This is a genomic window from Planomonospora sp. ID67723 (assembly GCF_015711605.1).
Taxonomy (GTDB): Bacteria; Actinomycetota; Actinomycetes; order Streptosporangiales; family Streptosporangiaceae; genus Planomonospora_A.
This window is the reverse complement of the sequence record NZ_JABTEZ010000001.1, coordinates 2,334,413-2,356,386: the sequence shown is the minus strand read 5'-3', so window position 1 is coordinate 2,356,386 and position 21,974 is coordinate 2,334,413. Positions and strand designations below refer to the sequence as shown.

Annotated in this window: 16 protein-coding genes and 2 pseudogenes; 9 read left to right on the top strand and 9 right to left on the bottom strand. The window is 71.0% G+C overall.

Annotation, left to right across the window (positions count from 1 at the left end; genetic code table 11):
- Positions 1-21: 21 nt before the first annotated feature.
- The 6 genes from HS041_RS10980 to HS041_RS10955 all read left to right on the top strand — a co-directional run bounded on the left by HS041_RS10980 (position 22) and on the right by HS041_RS10955 (position 6,388).
- Positions 22-1,290 carry an ABC transporter substrate-binding protein gene (locus HS041_RS10980; RefSeq protein WP_196440356.1) on the top strand — a complete coding sequence of 423 codons (1,269 nt, stop codon included), beginning with the start codon at positions 22-24 and terminating at the stop codon, positions 1,288-1,290.
- Between the two features lie 88 nt (positions 1,291-1,378).
- Positions 1,379-2,701: an ABC transporter substrate-binding protein gene (locus HS041_RS10975; RefSeq protein ID WP_196440355.1), complete on the top strand. Its 1,323-nt coding sequence runs from the start codon at positions 1,379-1,381 to the stop codon at positions 2,699-2,701.
- A 12-nt stretch (positions 2,702-2,713) separates the two neighbouring features.
- Positions 2,714-4,252, top strand: a complete 1,539-nt coding sequence (locus HS041_RS10970) for an ABC transporter permease (protein ID WP_374058835.1) — start codon at positions 2,714-2,716, stop codon at positions 4,250-4,252.
- The gene (locus HS041_RS10965) at positions 4,249-5,124 is read left to right on the top strand and encodes a carbohydrate ABC transporter permease (RefSeq protein WP_196440354.1); all 876 of its coding nucleotides are present in this window, start codon (positions 4,249-4,251) and stop codon (positions 5,122-5,124) included. Before HS041_RS10970 ends, HS041_RS10965 begins: the two co-directional genes overlap by 4 nt.
- Positions 5,125-5,342: 218 nt before the next feature.
- Entirely contained in the window at positions 5,343-6,020 is a 678-nt protein-coding gene (locus HS041_RS10960) for a uracil-DNA glycosylase (RefSeq protein ID WP_196440353.1), read from the top strand.
- A 38-nt stretch (positions 6,021-6,058) separates the two neighbouring features.
- A complete protein-coding gene (locus HS041_RS10955) occupies positions 6,059-6,388 on the top strand; it encodes a hypothetical protein (RefSeq protein WP_196440352.1) in 330 nt (109 codons plus the stop codon).
- A gap of 87 nt (positions 6,389-6,475) precedes the next feature.
- Here the strand turns inward: HS041_RS10955 and HS041_RS10950 are convergent, their stop codons facing one another.
- Positions 6,476-7,246, bottom strand: coding sequence for an SAM-dependent methyltransferase (locus HS041_RS10950; protein ID WP_307845234.1), 771 nt, complete (start codon positions 7,244-7,246; stop codon positions 6,476-6,478).
- 158 nt (positions 7,247-7,404) lie between these two features.
- Positions 7,405-8,709: a cryptochrome/photolyase family protein gene (locus HS041_RS10945; protein ID WP_196440351.1), complete on the bottom strand. Its 1,305-nt coding sequence runs from the start codon at positions 8,707-8,709 to the stop codon at positions 7,405-7,407.
- Positions 8,710-8,825: 116 nt separating this feature from the next.
- Here HS041_RS10945 and HS041_RS10940 point away from each other — a divergent pair, with 116 nt between their 5' ends.
- The 3 genes from HS041_RS10940 (at position 8,826) to HS041_RS38205 (ending at position 11,632) form a co-directional block, all read left to right on the top strand.
- Positions 8,826-9,857, top strand: a complete 1,032-nt coding sequence (locus HS041_RS10940) for a MerR family transcriptional regulator (protein WP_196440350.1) — start codon at positions 8,826-8,828, stop codon at positions 9,855-9,857.
- A gap of 147 nt (positions 9,858-10,004) precedes the next feature.
- Positions 10,005-10,529 (top strand): RNA polymerase sigma factor, encoded by a 525-nt coding sequence (locus tag HS041_RS10935; RefSeq protein WP_196440349.1) that lies wholly within the window; start codon positions 10,005-10,007, stop codon positions 10,527-10,529.
- Positions 10,530-10,666: 137 nt separating this feature from the next.
- Complete coding sequence (locus tag HS041_RS38205) at positions 10,667-11,632, top strand: YbgA family protein (protein ID WP_230878520.1); 966 nt, start codon at positions 10,667-10,669, stop codon at positions 11,630-11,632.
- 52 nt (positions 11,633-11,684) lie between these two features.
- Here HS041_RS38205 and HS041_RS10930 read toward each other — a convergent pair.
- The 7 genes and pseudogenes from HS041_RS10930 to glgX form a co-directional block, all read right to left on the bottom strand.
- Positions 11,685-13,490 (bottom strand): annotated as a pseudogene (locus tag HS041_RS10930) (MMPL family transporter); the annotation flags it as partial.
- A gap of 708 nt (positions 13,491-14,198) precedes the next feature.
- Positions 14,199-15,113 (bottom strand): RpnC/YadD family protein, encoded by a 915-nt coding sequence (locus HS041_RS10925; protein ID WP_307845233.1) that lies wholly within the window; start codon positions 15,111-15,113, stop codon positions 14,199-14,201.
- 80 nt (positions 15,114-15,193) lie between these two features.
- Positions 15,194-15,358, bottom strand: a complete 165-nt coding sequence (locus HS041_RS38200) for a DUF397 domain-containing protein (RefSeq protein ID WP_307845263.1) — start codon at positions 15,356-15,358, stop codon at positions 15,194-15,196.
- Between the two features lie 75 nt (positions 15,359-15,433).
- Positions 15,434-15,550 (bottom strand): annotated as a pseudogene (locus tag HS041_RS40410) (helix-turn-helix domain-containing protein); the annotation flags it as partial.
- Positions 15,551-15,792: 242 nt separating this feature from the next.
- Complete coding sequence (treZ, locus tag HS041_RS10910) at positions 15,793-17,502, bottom strand: malto-oligosyltrehalose trehalohydrolase (protein WP_196440347.1); 1,710 nt, start codon at positions 17,500-17,502, stop codon at positions 15,793-15,795.
- A 3-nt stretch (positions 17,503-17,505) separates the two neighbouring features.
- Positions 17,506-19,722: a malto-oligosyltrehalose synthase gene (treY, locus tag HS041_RS10905; RefSeq protein WP_196440346.1), complete on the bottom strand. Its 2,217-nt coding sequence runs from the start codon at positions 19,720-19,722 to the stop codon at positions 17,506-17,508.
- Positions 19,715-21,820, bottom strand: a complete 2,106-nt coding sequence (gene glgX / locus HS041_RS10900) for a glycogen debranching protein GlgX (RefSeq protein ID WP_196440345.1) — start codon at positions 21,818-21,820, stop codon at positions 19,715-19,717. Before glgX ends, treY begins: the two co-directional genes overlap by 8 nt.
- Between the last annotated feature and the right edge of the window lie 154 nt (positions 21,821-21,974).

The window sequence follows — 21,974 nt, the reverse complement described above, 5'->3', positions numbered from 1 at the left end:
CTCGAAACCTGGAGGTCACAGGTGCGCCGACCGCTCGCCACCGTGCTCATCGCACTCGTGCTGGCGGGGTGCGCGGCGGGGACGGCCGGCGAGGCGGGGAGCGGGCCGCAGCCCGGCGGAAGTGGACCGTTCACTCTGGTGACCGGACGGGACACGACGGCCTACCTGCAGCCCCTGCTCGACCGATGGAACCAGGCACACCCCGGGGAACGGGTCACCCTGCTCGAACTCCCCGAGGCGGCCGACGAGCAACGCGCCCAGATGGTCGCCAACCTTCAGGCGAAGAGCGACCGGTACGACGTCCTCGGCCTGGACGTCGTCTGGACGGCGGAGTTCGCCGACGCCGGCTGGATCGTGCCGCTGGACCGGAGCCTGTTCCCGCTCGACCGGTTCCTCCGGCCGGTCGTGGACACGGCCGTCTACCGGGACAAGCTCTGGGCGGTGCCGTACACCAGCAACGCCGGTCTGCTCTACTACCGCAAGGACCTGCTCGAGAAGGAGGGCTTCGCTCCGCCCCGGACCTGGGCGGAGCTGCGCGAGCAGGCCCGGGCTCTGCACGACAAGTACGGCATCGGCGGCTACGCCGGGCAGTTCCTCGCCTACGAGGGCCTGACCGTCAACTTCGCCGAGGCCGTGCAGTCGGCGGGCCACGGGCAGATCCTCAGCCCGGACGGCACGCAGGTCGTCCTGGACGACTCCAACGCGAAAGCCGCCCTCGACTTCCTGACCGGCGGGTTCAGAGAAGGATGGATCCCGCCGGAGTCGCTCTCCTACAAGGAGGAGGAGTCACGGCTGGCCTTCCAGGAGGGCAGGCTGGCCTTCGCCCGCAACTGGCCGCACGCGTACGGCCCGGCCGCCCAGTCGGAGCTCGCCGGCAGGTTCGCGGTCACCAGGCTCCCGGGCCTGCGGGGTCCGGGCTCCAGCTCGCTGGGCGGGGTCAACCTCGCGCTCAGCGCATACTCCAAGCGGCAGAAGTCGGCGGTGGAGTTCATCCGCTACTTCACCGGCCTGGAGAACCAGCGGCGGGTGCTCGCCGAAGGCTCGTTCCCGCCCGTGTGGGCGGAGCTGTACGACGACCCCGTGCTGATCAAGCGTTTCCCCTACTTGCCGGTCCTCAAGCAGAGCATCCTCTCCGCCCGGCCGAGACCGGTCAGCGCCAACTACGACCAGGTGAGCCTGGCGATCGCCAGCGCGGTCTCCAACGCGCTCACCCCACCCTTCGAGGAGTCGAGCGACGCCGTCGTCGCCTCCATGAGAACCCAGCTCGGCGAGATCATCCGGGCTCAGTGAACCCGGGGGCGATCCTCCCGGCGAGCCGTCATCCCCTCTCCCGCTGAGCACTTCAGGGATTCACCCACGCACAGGAGGTCTGTTCACCATGCGCAAAACCATGGCCATAGTCACGACGGCAGGGCTGGCGATCGCCCTCGCCGCATGCAGCGGCGAGTCCGGGACGACGCCTCCGGCGGCGACCGGCAGCGCCTCCGCCCCCGCCGGGGGCAAGACGCTGGAGGGGACGACCATCGAGGTCGCCGCCAAGTGGACGGGCCCCGAGGAGGCCAACTTCCAGAAGGTCCTCGACGCCTTCTCGGCCAAGACCGGCGCCAAGGTCACCTACACCTCCACCGGCGAGGACACCGGCGCCTTCCTCGGCCCGCGGATCCAGGGCGGCAGCCCGCCGGACGTCGCGATCCTGCCCCAGCCCGGCCTGGTCCAGCAGTACGCCGACCAGAAGGCGCTCAAGCCGCTCACCGCCGAGGTGACCAAGCAGATCGACGAGAACTACACCCCGTACTGGAAGGAACTGGGCTCAGCCGACGGCCAGGTCTACGGCGTGCTGGTGAAGGCGGCCCACAAGTCCCTCATCTGGTACCGCGACCAGGCCTTCTCCGACGCCGGGGTGCAGCCGCCGACCACCTGGGACGAGCTCGTGCAGACCGCCCAGACGGTGGCCGACTCCGGTACCGCGCCGTTCGCCCTGTGCGGGGCCTCCGGCTGGACCCTGACCGACCTGTTCGAGAACGTCTACCTGTCCACCGCGGGCCCGGAGAACTACGCCAAGCTCTCCAAGCACGAGATCCCGTGGACCGACCCGAGCGTGACCACCGCGCTGGAGAAGATCGCGCAGCTCACCGGCAAGAAGGAGTTCCTGCTCGGCGGGAACTCCGGTGCCCTGCAGACCGACTTCCCGACCTGTGTGACCCAGGTCTACGGCCAGGACAAGGCCGCCATGGTCATCGAGGCCGACTTCGTGGGCACCACGGCCGAGGAGTCGGGCGCCAAGCTCGGCGAGGAGGCCAAGTACTTCCCGTTCCCGAAGGCCGGCGAGACCGAGCCGGTCGTGCTGGGCGGCGACATCGCGGTGGCGCTGAAGGACTCCAAGGGCGCGATGGCGCTGCTGGAGTACCTCGCCTCCAAGGAGGGCGGTGAGGTCTGGGCCAAGCTCCCCGGCTACCTGTCGCCCAACCGCAACGTCTCCCCGGACAACTATCCGAGCGAACTGACCAAGCAGCTCGCCCAGACGATCATCTCCGCGGGCGAGTCGGTCCGCTATGACATGTCCGACCTCGCGCCCAGCGCCTTCGGCGGCACCGACGGCAAGGGCGAGTGGAAGCTCCTGCAGGACTTCGTGCGCGACCCGTCCGACATCAAGGGCGTCCAGAGCAAGCTCGAAGCCGAGGCCGAGAAGGCCTGGAAGTAGAGGGGACAGGCCGTGACCGACCGGTTAGACGGCCCGCAGGGCCCGCGGGACGGCGGCGACGCCGCCCGCGGGGCCTCTCCCGGACCGCACGAGACATCCAGCGACACCCCCTCACCCCCGGCCGGGCCGGTCCCCGGGGACGACGACGGGCACGTGCACCCAGCGCTGTCCGACGTCCGTTCCGAAGACCCGTCCGCCCCGGCGGCCAAACCTGAGATCGCCACCGCCGGACCGGCCGCTCCGGAGGCGGCGCCCCGCGGGGCCTCCCGGCTCGGCCCGCCGCCGGGGCTGGCGATCTGGTTCCTGCTCCCGGGCATGCTGCTGCTCGGCGCGATGGTGATCTACCCGATCATCTACTCGATCTACCGGAGCCTCTACGACGCGAACGAGCGCTCCTTCGTCGGCGTGGAGAACTACACGGCGATCTTCACCGACGCCTCCACCCTGACCACCATCAGGAACAACCTGATCTGGGTGGTGGTCGCCCCCCTGCTGGTCACCGTGATGGGCCTGATCTTCGCGGTGCTCACCGAGCGGATCCGCTGGGCGACCGCGTTCAAGCTGATCGTGTTCATGCCCATGGCGGTCTCCCTGATGGCCTCCGGCGTCATCTTCCGCCTGGTCTACGAGCAGGATCCGGACCGCGGCGTGGCCAACGCCGTGATCACCTCGGTCCGGGACGTCTTCGGCTCCGGCTCCGGCTACCCGGACGCCAGGCCGAGGGGGGGCGACGCCGCCCCGGTCGTCGCGCAGGGCGGCGCGGTGGTGACCCGGCAGCCCGCCCGGCCGGGACAGGCGGTGCTCATCCCGCTGGTCGGCATCAAACCCGCCGACCTGACCGCGGCCGCGGCGGCGGCACCGGCCCGGCCGGGCCCCGGCGAGCTGGCCGGGACCGTCTGGTCCGACTTCACCCAGGGCGGCGGCGGGCAGGCCAACCAGGTGGACGGCAACGAGAAGGGCCTGGCCGGGATGACGGTCGAGGCCGTGCAGGACGGCGCCGTCAAGGCGACGGCCACCACCGAGGCGAACGGGACCTTCCGGTTCGCCGGGCTCGCCCCGGGCGACTACGTCGTACGGCTCCCGCAGCCGAACTTCGAGGCGCCCTTCAACGGCCTCAGCTGGCTCGGCCCGACGCTGATCACCCCGGCGATCATCGGCGCGTTCGTCTGGGTGTGGGCGGGGTTCGCCATGGTGCTGATCGCGGCGGGTCTGTCGGCCATCCCGCGCGACGCGCTGGAGGCCGCCCGCATCGACGGCGCCACCGAGTGGCAGGTGTTCCGCCGGATCACCGTCCCGCTGCTCTCCCCCGTGCTGCTCGTCGTGTTCGTCACGATGATCATCAACACGCTGAAGGTCTTCGACCTGGTCTTCGTCATCGCGCCGGGATCGGTGCAGCCGAACGCCAACGTGATCGCACTGGAGATGTGGCGGGTCTCGTTCGGCGGCGGCGGGAACCAGGGACTGGGCAGCGCACTGGCCATCTTCCTGCTGATCCTCGTGCTCCCCTTCATGATCCTCAACATCCGGCGGTTCAGGAGGGACAACCAGTGACGACCTCCACTCTCGGCACGCCGCCGCGCAGCGGCCTCGGCCGGATCGTCGACCGGGTCGGCGGCGGCGCGGTCCAGGCCCTGCTCGTGCTGGTCGGCGTGTTCTGGCTGGTCCCCACCCTCGGCCTGTTCGTTGTCTCGATGCGGCAGGAGACCGCCAACAACTCCAGCGGCTGGTGGACCGCGTTCACCAAACCGGCCGAGTTCACCCTGAAGAACTACACCGACCTGCTCGCCACCGGGTTCACCGCCTCGTTCTGGAACACCGTGTTCATCACGGTGCCCGCGACGGTCCTGGTGATCGGCATCGCGGCGATGGCCGCCTACGCCTTCGCCTGGATGGAGTTCCCCGGCAGGGACGCGCTGTTCCTGGTGGTGGTCGGCCTGCTGGTGGTGCCGATCCAGATCGCGCTCATCCCGATCGCGAAGCTGTACGGCACGTTCGGCATCTTCGGCTCCATCCCGGGCGTGGTCCTGTTCCACGTGGCCTTCGGGCTCCCCTTCGCCATCTTCCTGCTGCGCAACTTCTTCGCGGGCATCCCCCGCTCGCTCCTGGAGGCGGCGCGGATGGACGGCGCGGGCGAGTGGAAGATCTTCTCGACGGTGGTGTTCCCGCTGGCCAAGCCGGCGGTCGCCTCACTCGGCATCTTCCAGTTCCTCTGGGTCTGGAACGACCTGCTCGTCGCCCTGGTCTTCGCCAACAGCGAGAACCAGCCGATGACCAAGGCCCTCCAGTCCCAGATGCGGCAGTTCGGAACCAACGTCGACATCCTCGCGCCGGGCGCCTTCCTGTCGCTGATCATCCCGCTGATCCTGTTCTTCGCCTTCCAGCGCTACTTCGTGCAGGGAATGATGGCGGGCTCGGTGAAGTGATCCCGATGACGTGACCCTGATGACGTGACAGGTGAATCGGGACGTGCCCGGCGGTGGGGCGAACGCCCCACCGCCGGGCGCCGCGGGGGCGGTTCCGGTACGGCGTGGCCGCACTCCCAGTGCCCGCCGTACCGGAGCCTCGGGGCCGCGCGGGACCGGCTTCGCGGAGTGACACGTACCTCCCCGTAATGTCGGTAGATCCCGATAGGGTGCCGGGCATGGCCGGACGACCGCTGAACGAACTCGTTGAATCCGGGTGGGCCAAGGCCCTGGAACCCGTCGCAGACAAGATCGCCGAAATGGGCGACTTCCTCCGGAAGGAGGTCGCCGAGGGCAGGCAGTACCTCCCCTCCGGGGACAATGTGCTCCGCGCCTTCAAACAGCCCTTCGACCAGGTCAAGGTGCTGATCGTCGGCCAGGACCCCTACCCGACGCCGGGGCACCCGATCGGGCTGAGCTTCTCCGTCGCCGCCGACGTGCGGCCGATCCCGGGCAGCCTGCGCAACATCTACAAGGAGCTCACCGAGGACCTCGGCCTGCCGATGCCGAGCAACGGCGACCTGACCCCGTGGGCCGAGCACGGTGTGCTGCTGCTCAACCGGGTGCTCACCGTCATGCCGGGCAAGCCCGCCTCGCACCGGGGCAAGGGCTGGGAGGCCGTCACCGAGCAGGCCATCAAGGCGCTGGTGGCCCGCGACAAGCCGCTGGTGGCGATCCTGTGGGGCAAGGACGCCCGCTCTCTCGTGCCGATGCTCGGTGACGTGCCGACCGTCGAGTCGGCCCACCCGAGCCCGCTCTCGGCGCGCAGCGGGTTCTTCGGCTCGCGCCCGTTCAGCCGTGCGAACCAGCTGCTGGAGAAGCAGGGCGCGGCTCCGGTGGACTGGAAGCTGCCGTAGGCTGATCGCACCCGCGCGGGGCACTAGGATCCTTGACCATGAGCGATGAATTGGGCACCGAACGCTATCTCCGTCTCACGGTCGAGCTGACCGTGGAGGTCCAGGACATCGGCGCCCTCCAGGCCGCCGCGCTGAAGGAGATCGAGCACCCTGACGCCGATCTGGACGACGACGAGCGCAGGGAGCAGGCGGAGATGGTCTCCGCCGACGAGACCGGCGCGACGGCGCTGCAGTGGCTGATCGAGCCGGACCACGTGCTGGGGCTGATCGAGCACGTTGACCAGGTTGAGCCCCGCGAGGCCGTGCTGGGCGTCGAGCCCTCCGACGGCCCCTCCGACGAGGACGACGAGCACGACCACGACCACTGATGGCGAAGACGAAGGGCCGGACCCCACCGCCGGGGGCCGGCCCTTCTCGCGTCCCGCGCCCGCCGTCCGGTTCCGCGGACCGTGCCCTCAGCGCTTGCGGCCGACCCCGCCCCAGCCGAGGATCGCCATGCGCTCCAGCGCTCCGGGGGAGATGAACGTCGTGTTGTCCAGGAGCTCGAAGTCACCGAAGAAGTGCTTGATCTCGTCCACCGTCCGCGGGACCACTCCCGAGTTCGCCCGGGAGTAGACGCCCTTCACCGTGTCGGTGTCCTTGGCCCGCCGCTCGGCCATCGACAGGTGGGTGATCACCAGGAAGCTGCCCGGGGCCAGCATCTCCCGCACCTTGGCGACCTCGGTGTAGGGGTCGTCGAGGAAGTGCAGGATCGCGACCATGAGGACCGCGACCGGCTCCTCGCGGTCGATCAGGCCGGTCTCCGCCGCCTTGGCCCAGACGTCCTCCGGGGCGCGCAGGTCGCCCTCGACCATGGCGACCGTCGGAGCGCCTGCCAGCAGCGCCCTGCCGTGCACGCACACGACCGGATCGTTGTCGACGTAGACCGTGCGAGCCGCGGGATCGGTCTCGTGCGCGACCTGGTGCACGTTCTTCTGGGTGGGCAGGCCCGCGCCGATGTCGACGAACTGGCGGATCCCCTCCTCGGCGGCGAGGTGGCGCACCGCGTTGCCGAGGAACTCCCGGTTGAGCTGCACTCCCTCACGCGACTCGGGAAACGCCTTGAGGATCTGCCCGGCGGCCGCGCGGTCGGCGGCGAAGTTGTCCTTCCCGCCGAGCATGTAGTCGTAGATCCGCGCGACGTTGGCCGTGCTCACGTCGATGCCGTAGGGGTTCCGATCGCTCACTGCCGCCACCTCACCCTGACACCGCCGCGTTCACCCCAGGCCGACCCTGTAGATCGTCTGTGCCGCCGATCGTAGCTCACGGAACGCCCATCCGAACTCTGTTCGGACATTCTCCGTCCATGACCTGAACTCCCGCGAAACAGTCGGCCGGGGACCGGTCACTCCAGCGAGACCAGCGGAGGGGGGTAACCCGGCACCGGGAAAGGCGACCGCCACGGCTCGTGAACCGCCTTCTCCGGAACGCCGGCCAGTTCGGGCAGGTGGAGACGGACGTACTCCCCCGCCGGGTCGAAGCGCCTGGCCTGCCGGAGCGGATTGAGGATCCGGTTGGGCCGGGTGTCGTTGCCGGTCCCCGCGACCCACTGCCAGTTTCCGCAGTTGCTGGCCACGTCACCGTCGAGCAGCAGTTCGGCGAAATGTCCCGCGCCCACTCGCCAGTCCACCCGCAACCGCTTGACCAGGAACGACGCCACGATCATCCGGGCCCGGTTGTGCATCCAGCCCTCGGAGAGCAGCTGGCGCATGCCGGCGTCGACGATGGGCACGCCGGTCATGCCCTCCTTCCACGCCTGCACCGCGTCCTCGTCGTCACACCACCGCGTCCCGCGGGGCCGGTAGTCGTCGCGGTCGAGGCGCGGGAAGGCCAGCGTCACCTGGTGGTGGAAGTCGCGCCAGCACAGTTGCCTGACGAAGGCTTCGGCCCCGCCCGCCAGCGACTCCAGCTCCAGCGGCGACAGGCAGCCGAACCGCAGGTAAGGGCTGAGCCTGGAGGTGCGGTTCCCCGCGAGGTCGTCGTGCCCTTCCGCGTAGTCCTCCGCGCACCACTTCAGCCATCGCGCCATCCGCTCGCGCGCCGCCGTCTCCCCGCCGCGCGGGAACCCGTGCCTCGCCTCACCCTTGCGGAGCCCGTACGGCCCCAGCGGCGGAGACTCCGCCCGGCCGGCGTCCAGCTCACCGGGGACCGGCACCTTCTCCGGGGCGTCCAGCACCCTCCTGCGCTCCGCCCGCGTCCAGACCCTCAGGTAGGGCGTGAAGACCCGGTAGTGGTCGCCTCCTCCGGAGGGACGCAGGGCGTCCGGCGGCACGATCGTCACTCCGGGGAAGGCGCGGAACCCCATCCGGTGCCGCGCGCACTCCTCGGCGAGCCGGCGTTCCCTGCTCCGGGCGGGCGCGTCGACACCGGCGCTGACGTAGACGGCCTGGGCGGAGAGTTCGCGCGCCAGCCGAACGGTCTCCGCGACCGGGTCGCCCCGGCGGACGGCCAGCTCCCCGCCCCGCTCCCGGAGCGAGGTCCGCAGGTCGGCCAGGCACTCGGCCAGGAAATCCGCCCGGGGACCCGCCGCCGTGCGCGGATCCGCCACGAACACGGGGACGACCTGCCGGGCGTCCGCGCACGCGGCGGCCAGCGCCGGGTGGTCGTGCACGCGGAGATCATGGTTGAACAGAACGACGACGGTGTCCATCACACGTTTCTTCGTACGGCCTCCGCCCGCGGTTGCATCCGCGGCCGGGCCGATTCCGAAAGAATGTCCGGGGGCGGGCGCACGCCTGCCCCCGGCGTGCGGATGAACGAGAGCGGATGGACGAGCGACCGGCCACAGAACGACCGACCGCAGAGGACGAACCGGGCTACGGCATCGGTGCCGTCGCGCGGCGGCTCGGCGTGCCCGCCCCGACTCTCCGTACCTGGAACCTGCGTTACGGCCTCGGTCCGAGCCGCCGCAGCCCCGGCGGGCACCGCCGCTACGACGTGGCCGACCTGCGGCGTCTGGAGGAGATGAACCGGCTGATCAGAACCGGCGTGCCCGCCGCCGACGCCGCGAAGCTGGTCCTGAGTCCCCGTTTCTCCCCGGAGACGGCCACGCCGCCCGGCCGGGAGAGGCCCGCTGGAGAAGAGCCCGTTCACGGGACACCGGTCCACGGTGCACCCGCCGGGAACGTCCCCGGCGGCCTCCCGGTGCCGGAGCCCCGGCATGACGCCTCCGCACCGGAGCCCCGGCATGACGTCCCCACGGCGGCGATGCTGGCCCGGTCCGCGATCGCGCTGGACGGCCCCGCCCTGTCCGGCTGGCTCGGCGCCGCGCTGACCAGGCACGGGATCGTGTGGACCTGGGAGAACCTGGTGCTGCCGGTCTTCGAGACGATCTGCAGGCGCCAGGCCGCGACCGGCGCCGCCGTCGAGGTCGAGCACGTGTTCTCCGACCGGCTGCTGGCCGCCCTGATCCCGCTGGTCAGGGCGCCCCGGACCCCGGTCAACGACCGGCCGGTGCTGCTGGCCTGCGCGGAGGACGAGCAGCACAGCCTGCCGGTCTACGCGCTGGCCGCGGCGCTGACCGTCGAACACCGGATCGAGACCCGCGTCCTGGGGGCCCGGACACCCCACTCCGCGCTGGCCGGGGCGATGCGCCGCCTGGGCCCGGCGGTGGTGTTCGTCTGGTCGCAGCTCCCGGCGACCGGCGACCCCGAACCCCTCACCCGGTTGCCCGCCTCGCGCCCGGCGAGCCGGATCGTCGTGGGCGGCCCCGGGTGGCGGGACGGGCTGCCGCCGTCGGTGCCGCACGTCACGTCGTTCCACGACGCCCTCTCCGTGATCTCCTCCGCCCTGCGCTGACGCCCTCCCCCATCTCCTCCGCCCTGCCGCGGGGAGGCCGGCTGCATCCGGCCCACGCAGAGGAGATCACCGGCCGACCACTTGTGATCATGAGCATGAGCAGGTATGAATAAGTTTTGAGTAGGTTTCTATCGAGGGGGGGTCGTCATGACCGCGGAAACCCTGAACGTGCGGCTCGCCGCCGGTGACGACGCGGCGCTCGCGGAGTGCCTCCGCGCCCACTCGGCTCTCATCCGCTCCTACCTGCACCGTTTCGTGCCGTCGCAGGAGATCGAGGACGTGCAGCAGGTGGTCTTCACCGAGATCTGGCGCTCCCGCAGCCGCTTCGACGCGGACAGGAGCCTGCCCGCGTGGTTGCTCTCCATCGCACACAACCGGGCGGTCGACCACCTGCGCGTGCGGAGCCTGCCGACCGTCCCGCTGGACGCGGTCGCCGACCCGCCCGGCGCGGACGGCAGAACCGACGGCGACGGCCTCGCGGACCGGGACCTGGTCCGCCGGGCGCTGGCCGAACTGCCCGCGCCGCAGCGCCAGGCCATCGAGCTGGCCTACTACGGCGAGCTGACCCAGCGAGAGATCGCCGAGCGGCTGAGCGTCCCGCTCGGCACCGTCAAGGCCCGCACCTCCCGCGGACTGCGCCGGCTGTCGGGCATCCTGGCCCCGGCGGCATGAAGGGCGGTGTGAGCGGTATGGACACCCTTATGAAGCCCGATGCGAACTATGTGCCTCGCAATCCCATGCCGGCTTCCGGGACCGCTGCATCCCGCAATCCCATGCCGACTTCTGGGACCGCTGCATCCCGCAATCCCATGCCGGCTTCCGGGACCGCTGAGGTCCGGCCCCGGGTCGCGGTCTCCAGTTGCCTGATCGGCGAGCCGGTGCGCTTCAACGGTGGACACAGCCGCGACCGGTTCCTCAGCAGGGAGCTGGACGCCTATGTCGACTGGGTACCGATCTGTCCGGAGATAGCCATCGGTCTCGGGGCTCCCCGCGAGAGCCTCCACCTGGAGCGCTCGCCCGACGGTCCCCACCTGATCGGCAGAAAAACGCGGGCGGACCACACCGCCAAGATGGCGGCCTTCGCCACCGAGCGGGCGCGCGACCTCGACGTGGACGGCTACGTCTTCAAGGCCAAGAGCCCCAGCTGCGGAATCCACGGCGTGCCGCTCTACGCCGGAGAATCGGCCGTGGACCGCAGGAACCGGGGCCTGTTCGCGGCGCGGATCATGGACGACCATCCACTGCTGCCGGTGGAGGACGAGGGGCGGCTGAACGACCCTCTGCTGCGCGAGACCTTCGTCGAACGGATCTTCGCCCACGCCCGGCTGCGCGCCTTCCTGGACAGCGACTGGACCCCGCGCGACCTGGTCGCCTTCCACACCCGCCACAAGATGCAGCTCCTCGCCCACGATCCCGTCGCCTACGGCGAGGCGGGCCGGGCGGTGGCCATGGCCGGCGTGCTCAGCCGCCGGGAGCTGGCCGCCAGGTACGGCCACGCCTTCCGCACGGCCCTCAGCAGCAAGGCGAGCATCGGCCGCCACGTCAACGCGCTCCAGCACTGCGCGGGCATGATCGGCGAGTCGCTGGACCCCGTCCGACGAGCCGACCTGGCGGAGACCATCGCCTCCTACCAGGCCGGCCTGGTGGCACTCAGCGTGCCGGCCGCCCTGCTGCGCCACGACGCCCGGGGTGAGGGAGCGGACTGGGTCCGGGAGCAGACCTACCTCGCGCCGTATCCGGAGGCGCTCCGTCTCCGCAATCACGTTCCCGCCTGAGCCGCCGGTTCGGCCACCACATCCACCGTCCGGCATCCAGGGTCAGGGCGGTGAGCAGGACCGAGCGGACCACGAAGGTGTCCAGCAGGACTCCGAAGGCGACGATGAACCCGAGCTCGGCCAGGACCACCAGAGGCAGCACTCCGAGGACCGCGAAGGTCGCCGCGAGCACCACCCCCGCCGAGGTGATCACTCCGCCGGTGGCGGACAGCCCGATGACCGCGGCCCTGCGGGTGCCGTGGACCCCGGCCTCCTCCCGGATCCTGGTGATCAGGAAGATGTTGTAGTCGACGCCGACCGCCACCAGGAAGACGAAGGCCAGCAGCGGCACCCCGGTGTCCACGGCGGCGAAACCGAACACCTCGGTGAAGATCACACCGCTCACGCCCAGCGCCGCCGCGAAGGACAGCACGACGGTGGCCATCAGCAGCAGCGGCGCGACCAGCGCTCGGAGCAGGATCACCAGGATCACGAAGACGACCGCCAGAATCAGCGGGATGACCACCCGCAGGTCGCGTTCGGAGGCCAGCTTCCCGTCCAGGTTGACCGCCGCGGCGCCACCGATCAGCGCATCCGGGATCTCCCGCAGCCGCTCGACCGCCGCGTAGGCGGCAGGGCTGTCCGGCGCGTCCTTCAGCGCCCCGCGCAGCAGAATCTGGCCGTCCGCAGTCTCCGGCTTCCCGCCGCCCGGCCGGCCGGTTTCCGGGCCCCGCTCCCCGATCCGGTCCACGCCCCGGTCGGCGGCCACCGCCGAGGCGACCCGTTCGGCCTGGCCGACGGGGGCGAGCACCACCAGCGACCCCTCCTGCCCGGTGCCGAAGTCCCGGTCCAGGACCTCCGCACCGCGCACGGACTCCGGCGCGGTCCGGTAGGCGTCGGCGTCGGCCAGCGGGCCGACGGTCGCGACCGGCAGCGTCAGCGCCATGGCGCCCAGGACCGCCGCCGTGCCGATCCAGACGATCCGGGGGCGGACGGCGATCGCCCGGCCGATCCGGTCCCACAGGCCGGAGCCGGTCTCCGCCGCACCGCCGTACACCGGGACCTTCGGCCAGAAAACCCCGCGCGGGAAGATCACCAGCAGCGCGGGCAGCAGGGTGAGCATGGCGGCGAGCGCGCAGACGACGCCCACCGCGCAGACCGGGCCGAGACCTCGGGTGGCGTTCTGGTCGGCCACCAGCAGGCAGCAGAGCCCTGCCGCCACGGTGGCGGCGCTCGCCACGATCGCCGGGGTGGCCCGGCGCAGCGCGACGGCCATCGCCTCGTGCCGGTCCTCGTGTACGGCCAGTTCCTCGCGGTAGCGGGCGACCAGCAGCAGCGCGTAGTCAGTGGCGATGCCGAAGACCAGCACCAGCAGGATGCCTCCGCTCTGCCCGCTCACGGTCAGGCCGGCGTACTCGGCCAGCAGGTAGTTGCCCGCCCGCGAGCAGGCGAGCGCCACGCCCGCCGCGAAGAACGGGATCAGCCAGAGCAGCGGGCTGCGGTAGGTGATGAGCAGCACCAGGACGACCACGGCGGAGGTCGCCGCCAGGAGGGTCGCGTCGATCGACCCGAAGACCTCGATCGCGTCGGCGCTCTGCCCCGCCGGGCCGGTCACCAGGGCTCGATCCCCGATGATCCCGCGGATCCGCTCGACCGCCGTGGTCAGCACGTCGTAGTCGCTCCCATCGAGCGGCACGACCACCTGCACGGCTCCGCCACCGGGGGCCGGGACCGGCGGCGGCACCTGCCCGGCGACCCCCTCCACCTCGGCGAACCGCTTCGCGTCGGCGGCCGCCTCCGCGACCGGCCTGCCCTCGTAGACCACGATCGCCGGGATCCGGTCACCGGCCGCGGAACCGCGCTGCGCGTTCTGCACCATCGTGGACTCGGCGCCGGCGGGCAGGAACGACGACGGGTCGTTGCGCTGGACCTCCTCCAGCCTGCCGCCCAGCATCCCGGCCCCGGCCGCCACCAGCAGCCAGACCGCCACCACCACCCAGGCGCCCACCCGCCCGCACACCGAGGTGCTCAACGATCGCGTCATCGCCCGATTCCCCGCTCTTTCTCGAAGGCCCGCCTTGACCTGTCGGGCATTCCTTCGGGCCTTCCCCACCCTCCGGTTGCACGACCACCGGAGGGATCTTCCGGCGGGGACGAGACCGGCCGGAGGCAACGGTCCGTGATCCGATCGGGCGGCGGGCGGCGATCGCTTTCAGGGCCCGGAGTCCGGCCACAGTTTGGGTGGGTTCTCGGGCAGAGGCTCTCGTCTTGGATGCCCGACCCCCCTTGAAGATCGAGCAGGTGAACGATCTCGTGGTTCAGGATGAAGGCGGCGAGAACGCGATGGAGCGGCTTGGGGACGTTCTCATCCAGCAGCCTCACGCGACTGCAGCAGGTCGGGGATGTGCCGCCCGTCGCGATAGAACGGCCTCAGCACATCCACCACCTCGCGGACGACGATGTTCGCCTTCCTCTCTACGCCGGGCTCTCACCCCGAACCCCCGGTGACCGCGGAAGAGGCCAGGACCATCCGTGCCCGCTACGACCTGCCGTGAGACCCGGCGGGACAACGCACCCCAGACTTTGGTCAGCGATCCCGCTCGCCCGTCTCGCCGAACAGGTCGTGCACGGTCTGGGCGGTCGCCGCGCGGACCACCCAGGACTCCAGCCGGGTCAGGTCGGTGCAGGAGGTGATCCGGGCACGGGCCTCGCCGGGTACCTGCAGGCCGCGGGCCTCCAGCACCAGCAGCACCATCCGGGCCGCCTCCTTGGCCTCGCCTTCCGCTATGCCCTCGGCTTTGCCCTCGGCTTTGCCTTCTTCCCGGCCGCGGCCGTAGTGCTCGCGGGCGAAGGGGCTGTAGACGGGCCAGTCGGTGGACGTCATGATCTCCTCCAGGAGTCGCCGCACCTCGGGCGCGGACATGCTGTAGGCGTGTTCATAGTACTTCGGAGCGTGGTCGGCGGGCACGTCCGCCATCGCCGCGGCGAACGCCTCGACGACTTTTCTTTCGCGGCCGTGCACCATGACGGCCAGCGCCGCCAGCTCAGGCTGGGCGGCGGCCTGCCGGGGGTCGGTGATGGCGGGGATGTCGGCGGGTCCGAGCACGCAGGCCTGCAGCCGGTAGCCGGTCAGGCCCGAATCGATCGGCCGTCCGTAGTGGGCGGCGGTGCGGGCGTCGGGACAGACGACCAGGACGGTCGCATCGCAGCACAGCTGCAGCCAGAGCGCGGCGGCGTAGCGGGCGAGCTGGCGGGGGTCCTTGGAGGTGTCCTTCTGGATCTCGACGAGGATCCCGTGCAGGGGGGCGGCGGGCGGGCCGAGGGTGAGGACGAGGTCGGCCTCGATGTCGTCGGAGGGCCGGGTGTTGAACGTCGGGTTCTCCACCCGGACCAGCGGCGTGACGGGCAGGTCGCATCCCAGCAGGTCACGCAGGACCTCCACGGCCAGCGGGGGGCGGTCGCGGAACAGTCGGATGAGGGAGTCATGTTGGGGAGACGGCACGACACGCAATGTAACGCATCGAACACGTGTAGCAATCGAATTCGTGATGAGTCATGCGCGCCCAGGCCGGACGGCGACGATCAGGCCGACCGGTCGAACGCGCCGGCCTTGACGCCACCGACGAACGCTCTCCACTCGGCGGGCGCGAAGACCAGCTTGGGCCCGTCAGGGTTCTTGCTGTCACGGACAGCGACCACCCCGGGCAGGTTGTCGGCGACCTCCTCGACCCAGCTCCGGAACCACACCGGCCCGCCCGGATGGGCGGCGATGCGCTGGTAGAGCCGCGTGAACGACACACCATTCGCCTTCCCGAAGAGCAGGTCCAGCCGTTCGGCGTCGGACTTCGACGGCGTCCTGGTGGCCTTCTCCAGGCGGCTGACCTGGGTCTGGGTGCAGCCGAGACGGGCGGCGACGGCGGCCGGGGCCTGCTGCCGGTGGACCTGCTCGCGACCGCCTGGGACCGCCGCGACGGCGGCGGGGCCGGCGGGTCGGTCTGGTTCCGGATGGCGGCGCCGCCCCCGGAGGAGTCGGACCCGCCTCCAGCGAACGCGCCTGCCTGATCACTTTTGGTGAGGTGAACCGAACAGTGCCGCACCCCCGGCGGGTGCTGGGAGTGAGGCCGGGATGACCGATGGAATCGGGCGCCCGGCCTTCGCGTTGTCCCGTCTCACAGGTCCGGTCAGGTCCGGAGCACCGCCAGGGAGCGGGCGGGGAGGGTCAGGTCGGGGTCGAGCCGCACCCCGGGGTCGGAGGCGAGCACCATCTCGGCGGGCTCGGTCTGCAGGGTGACCGGGGAGTTCCCGAGGTTGGCGGCCACCCGGAAGGCGCCCCGGTGGACGACCAGCCACGAGCCGTCGTGCTCCACCCGGACCCGGTCGAGCCGGGGATCCGACAGGTCGGGGTGGGCGCGGCGCAGGGCGATCAGGGCCCGGTACCAGTCGAGGTGGGCCCGGTGGGCGTCGTCCTCCAGCTCGCTCCAGTCGAGTTTGGAGCGCAGGAAGGTCATCTCCTCCCCCGGGTCGGGCGCCTTCTCCGCCCAGTCGTCGTAGCCGAAGCCCACGAACTCCCGCCGCCGCCGATCGGCCTCCCCCTCCCGCAGCGCCGGCTCGACGTGGTCGGTGAAGAACAGGAACGGCGTGCGCGCCCCCCACTCCTCGCCCATGAACAGCATCGGCGTGAACGGCGAGGTCAGCAGGAGGCCGGCGGCCAGCCGGAGCGCTCCGGGATCCATCCTGTCGCCCTCGGCGCGGTTGCCGATCTGGTCGTGGTTCTGCACGCAGACGACGAACCGGTGGCCGGGGACGTGCCGGGCCGGGCGGCCGTGGCTGCGCCCTCGGAAGGCCGAGTAGGTGCCGTCGTGGTAGTAGGCCGAGGTCAGCACCTTGGCCAGGGACTGCGGCAGCGCCTCGGCGAAGTCGTCGTAGTAGCCGTGCCGCTCCCCGGTCACCGCCGTGTGCAGGGCGTGGTGGACGTCGTCGTCCCAGGCCGCGGCCAGGCCGTACCCGCCGGCCTCGCGCGGGGTCATCAGCCGGGGGTCGTTCAGGTCGGACTCGGCGATGAGCGTCAGCGGGCGGCCGAGCGTGGCCGCCAGCGCGTCCACCTCGGCGGCCAGCTCCTCCAGGAAGTGCGTGGCGCGCTTGTCGTGCAGCGCGTGCACGGCGTCCAGCCGCAGCCCGTCGATGTGGTAGTCGCGCAGCCACTGCAGCGCGTTGCCGATGAAGTAGCGGCGCACCTCGTCGGAGCCGGGACCGTCCAGGTTGACCGCCTGTCCCCAGAAGGACGACGCGGAGGAGTGGAAGTAGGGGCCGAAGGGGGCGAGGAAGTTGCCGGAGGGGCCGAGATGGTTGTAGACGACGTCGAGGATCACGCCGAGCCCCTGGCGGTGGCAGGCGTCCACGAAGCGTTTGAGCCCGTCGGGGCCGCCGTAGTTGTCGGTGACCGCCCACAGGTCGACCCCGTCGTAGCCCCAGTTGCGCCCGCCGGGCACCGGCGGCACCGGCATGATCTCCACGAAGCCGACGCCCAGCGCGACCAGGTGATCCAGCTTCTCGATCGCCGCCTCGAAGGTCCCGGCCGGGGTGAAGGTGCCGATGTGCAGCTCATAGATGATCGAGCCGGGCAGGCTGCGGCCCGTCCACAGGCCGTCGCTCCAGGCGAACCGGTCGTGCTCGTAGACCCGGCTCGGCCCGAAGATCCCCTCGGGCTGCCAGCGGGTCCGGGGGTCGGGCAGCGGCTCGCCGCCGTCCAGCCGGAACCGGTAGTCCGTGCCGTGCCCGGCCCCCGGCACGTCGGCAGACCACCAGCCACCCGGCCCCCGCCGCATGGGATGGCGCGTCCCCGCGGCCTCCACCTCGACCGAGCCCGCCTCCGGCGCCCAGACCTCGAACATCCGTCATCCCCTTTCCAGAAGCGCGACCGGGTGGTGCGAGAGCAGGTGGGCCAGGGGGACGCGCCCGGTGTGCTCGGCGCCGGAGAGCAGATCCCGCCAGCGCCCGGGCGGAAGTGTCAACGTGCGTCCTCCCCAGCCCCCGCGCCGCTCCAGCCCGACCGGGAGCCGGGTCGCCACCGCCACCGCCTGATCCCCGCGGGCGAAGGCGATCGCGTGCTCGTCGGCCTCCATCGGGAGGTACGGCGCCGCGGGATCGAGCCGGCGCCGGAGGTTGAGCGCCTGTCTCGTGACGAGCAGCTTGGCCGCGTCCCAGGGCGAGCCCTCCCCGTTGCCCGGAGCGCCCTTCCCGTCTCCGGGCCCCGCCCCCGTCTCCGCGAGCATCCGGCGGCGGAGCGCGAAGTCGACCGGGCGCCGGTTGTCCGGGTCCACCAGGGAGAAGTCGGTGATCTCGTTCCCCCAGTAGACGTCGGGCACACCGGGGATCATGAGCTGGACGAGTTTCTGGCTCAGCGAGTTGGCGCGCGCGTAGGGCTCGATCGAGGCGGTGAACTCCGCGATCGAGGGCCCGCACTCGCCGATCGCCCGGTTCACGAAGGCCCGCAGCCCCTCCTCGTAGGACGGGTCGGGGGTGGCCCAGGAGATCGACGTCTTGGCCTCGCGGGCCGCCTTGAACAGGTAGTCGAAGAACCGGTCCGCCCCGATCGGCCAGGCGGCCATCAGGTTCTGCCAGGCCAGGTAGTCCAGGCACGGGTCGAAGGAGACCTTGGCCGACCACTCCCCGACCGCCTGCGCCCATCTGCCGGGCAGTTCCGACAGCACGGCCAGCCGGGCCCGCACGTCCTCCGAGCGCTTGGTGTCGTGGGTGGAGAGCGTGGTCATCGTGGCCGGGGGCATCTCCCGGCAGAACGCGTGGAACTCCTCCACCCGCCCGCCGAACCGGTCCGGCTCCCCGCCCACCTCGTTCAGGCAGGACAGCGGGTACCACCGGTAGAGCGCGGTGTCCTCCACCCCCTTGGCCATCACCGGCCCGCAGATCTGCTGGAAGCGCACGACGGCCTCCGCCGGGCCGCGCAGCACCCGCTCCACGGCCTCCGCGACCGGGGCGTCGTCCGGGAGCCGGGTGGCCGCGATCGCCGCGGCCTCCTCGACGATCGCCGACGAGGTCGCGGGCACGGGCTCCCCCGGTGTGGTGTAGGCCCGGTAGACGGGCATCGCGGCCAGCAGCTCGGCCAGCACCTCCCGCCCGACCCCGCTGACCGCGCTCAGCCGGTCGAGCTCGGCGCCGAAGAACAGGTCGAGGACGTGCTTCTTGGATGAGTAGACCACCTCGGCGTAGTCGCGCGGGGCTCCGGTCTCCCGGACGAACAGGTCGGTCAGCGGCCCGGCCGCCGACGGCTCCACGAACAGCCCGGTGATCCGGTTGAGCACGTCGTAACCGGTGGTGCCGTCGCAGTCCCAGTCGGCGGGCAGCCGCTCCTCACCGACGAGGATCTTCTCCGCCACCGTCCAGACGCCGGACGCGGCGCGCAGCCGGGACAGGTAGCCGCGCGGGTCGGCCAGCCCGTCGGGGTGGTCCACCCGGAGCCCCTGGACGAGCCCTTCCTCCACCAGCGAGAGGATCACCGCGTGGGTGGCGTCGAACACCTCCGGGTCCTCCACCCGCAGCCCGATCAGCGAGGAGACGTCGAAGAACCGCCGGTAGCCCGGCCCCTCGCGCCAGTCGACCAGCCGGTAGTGCGTGTCGGGCAGGGGGAAGACGTGGTCGTGGTAGCGCAGCACGTCACCGTCGGCGACGGGCTCGGTGTCGTCGCCGATCACCGGCATGTTCACCCTGCCGCTCGACCAGTCGATGTCGAACCACGACGCGTACGGCGAGGCCGGGCCTCCGGCGAGCACCGACCACAGCTGCGCGTTGCCCGACTCCGGCACCGGGACCGTCATGTGGTTGGGGACGATGTCCAGGATGATCCCCAGCCCGTGTGCGGCCAGCTCGGCGGCCATCGACCGCAGCCCCTCGGCGCCGCCGAACTCCTCCCGGATCCGGGAGTGGTCGATGACGTCGTAGCCGTGCCTCGACTCCGGCACGGCCTGCAGGATCGGCGAGAGGTAGACGTGGCTGACCCCGAGCTCCCTCAGGTAGGGGGCGAGCCCGGCAGCCTCGGCGAACCCGAAGTCGGGGGTCAGCTGGAGGCGGTAGGTGGCCGTGGGCCGGTCAGACACGGCGCATCACCCTCATCGAGCGCCCGGCCACCGGGGCCCTCTCACCGGCCCGGCAGAGCCGGGTGTCGACCGTGATCGGCATGGCCGTGTCGATCTCCGTCAGCCACATCTCGCCGTAGTCCTTCGGAATCGTGAAGTTGATGACGTCATGGTGCGCGTTGATCAGCAGGAGGAAGGAGTCGTCGGTGATCGGCCGCCCCCGCCGGTCCGGCTCGGTGATGGCCTCGCCGTTCAGGAAGACCGCCAGCGACTTGGCGTAGCCGACGTTCCAGTCGGCGTCGGTCATCCTCTTGCCCTGCGGGGTGAGCCAGGCGATGTCGCCCAGCTTGTCCTCGGAACCGCGCACGGGCCTGCCGTAGAAGAAGCGCCGCCGCCGGAACACCGGATGGTCGGCGCGGAGCTTGGCGAGCTTGCGGGTGAACTCCAGCAGCAGCCAGTTCTCTCTGATGTCCGACCAGTCGACCCAGCTCAGCTCGTTGTCCTGGCAGTAGACGTTGTTGTTGCCCTGCTGCGTGCGGCCGAGTTCGTCGCCGTGGGAGAGCATGGGCACGCCCTGGGACAGGAACAGCGTGGTCAGGAAGTTGCGCTTCTGCTGCTCGCGCAGCGACTCGATGGCGAGCGTCGAGGGCCCCTCCGCGCCGCAGTTCCACGACCGGTTGTCGTCGCTGCCGTCCCGGTTGCCCTCGCCGTTGGCCTCGTTGTGCTTGTGGTTGTAGGAGACCAGGTCGGTGAGGGTGAATCCGTCGTGGCAGGTGACGAAGTTGATCGAGGCGGCCGGGCGGCGGCTGTCGTCCTGGTAGAGGTCGCTGGAGCCGGTCAGCCGCGAGGCGAACTCCGGCAGCGCGGCCGGCTCGCCGCGCCACAGGTCCCGGATGGTGTCGCGGTACAGGCCGTTCCACTCGGTCCAGCGGGCCGGGAAGTTGCCGACCTGGTAGCCGCCCGGTCCGACGTCCCACGGCTCGGCGATCAGCTTGACCTGCGAGAGCACCGGGTCCTGCTGGACGAGGTCGAAGAAGGCGCTCAGCCGGTCCACCTCGTGCAGCTCTCGGGCGAGGGTGGCGGCCAGGTCGAAGCGGAAGCCGTCGACGTGCATCTCGGTCACCCAGTAGCGCAGCGAGTCCATGATCATCTGGAGCACGTGGGGCGAGCGCATCAGCAGGCTGTTGCCGGTGCCGGTGGTGTCCATGTAGTACCGCTTGTCGTTCTCGACGAGCCGGTAGTAATGGTCGTTGTCGATCCCGCGCATGCTGAGCGTCGGCCCGAGGTGGTTGCCCTCGGCGGTGTGGTTGTAGACCACGTCGAGGATGACCTCGATGTTCGCCTCGTGCAGCGCCTTGACCATGGCCTTGAACTCCAGCACCTGCCCGCCGCGCTGCCCGCTGCTGGAGTAGGCGTTGTGCGGGGCGAAGAAACCGATGGTGTTGTAGCCCCAGTAGTTCGTCAGCCCCCGCTCCACGAGGTGCTGGTCGATGACGAACTGGTGCACCGGCATGAGCTCGAGCGCCGTCACGCCGAGCGCGGTCAGGTGGTCGATGATCTCGGGGTGCCCGATGGCCGCGTAGGTGCCCCGGATCCGTTCGGGGATCTTCGGATGATTGATCGTGAGGCCCTTGACGTGCGCCTCGTAGATCACGGTGTCGTGGTACGGCGTGGCGGGCGGGCGGTCGTGCCCCCAGCCGAAGAAGGGGTTGACCACGATGGAGCGCGGCACGAACGGCGCCGAGTCCGCGTCGTTGCGGCTGTCGGGCCGGCCGAAGCGGTAGCCGTAGGCCGCCTCGTTCCACTTCACCTCCCCCTCGATCGCCTTGGCGTAGGGGTCGATCAGGAGTTTGGCGGGATTGCAGCGCAGCCCGCGCGACGGATCATAGGGGCCGTGCACGCGGTAGCCGTACCGCTGTCCGGGACCGATGCGCGGCAGGTAGCCGTGCCAGACGTATCCTTCGCACTCGGTGAGGGGGACACGGGTCTCTTCGTTCTCGTCGTCGAACAGGCACAGCTCGACGCGTTCCGCGGCCTCGGAGAAGAGCGCGAAGTTGGTCCCCGCGCCGTCGTAAGTGGCCCCCAGCGGGTACGGGTCCCCCGGCCAGATTTCGATCATTTCACCGCCCTTCAGCGGTGTGGAGATATGCCCAGCGATCCCCGGGCCATACCTCCTTTCCCGGCACTGGTGCGACGGACCTCATCGGGGACCCGTGAACCCGGCGCGCGCCGTTCCCCGGGCCCCGGATCCGGATCCGCTCCCGGGTCCGTCC

Coding starts and splice junctions, on each gene's coding strand:
- HS041_RS10975 (WP_196440355.1), top strand. CDS start 1,379: ATGCGCAAAACCATGGCCATAGTCACGACGGCAGGGCTGGCGATCGCC.
- HS041_RS10960 (WP_196440353.1), top strand. CDS start 5,343: ATGGCCGGACGACCGCTGAACGAACTCGTTGAATCCGGGTGGGCCAAG.
- HS041_RS10955 (WP_196440352.1), top strand. CDS start 6,059: ATGAGCGATGAATTGGGCACCGAACGCTATCTCCGTCTCACGGTCGAG.
- HS041_RS10945 (WP_196440351.1), bottom strand. CDS start 8,709: ATGGACACCGTCGTCGTTCTGTTCAACCATGATCTCCGCGTGCACGAC.
- HS041_RS10940 (WP_196440350.1), top strand. CDS start 8,826: ATGGACGAGCGACCGGCCACAGAACGACCGACCGCAGAGGACGAACCG.
- HS041_RS10935 (WP_196440349.1), top strand. CDS start 10,005: ATGACCGCGGAAACCCTGAACGTGCGGCTCGCCGCCGGTGACGACGCG.
- HS041_RS38205 (WP_230878520.1), top strand. CDS start 10,667: ATGCCGGCTTCCGGGACCGCTGAGGTCCGGCCCCGGGTCGCGGTCTCC.
- treZ (WP_196440347.1), bottom strand. CDS start 17,502: ATGTTCGAGGTCTGGGCGCCGGAGGCGGGCTCGGTCGAGGTGGAGGCC.
- glgX (WP_196440345.1), bottom strand. CDS start 21,820: ATGATCGAAATCTGGCCGGGGGACCCGTACCCGCTGGGGGCCACTTAC.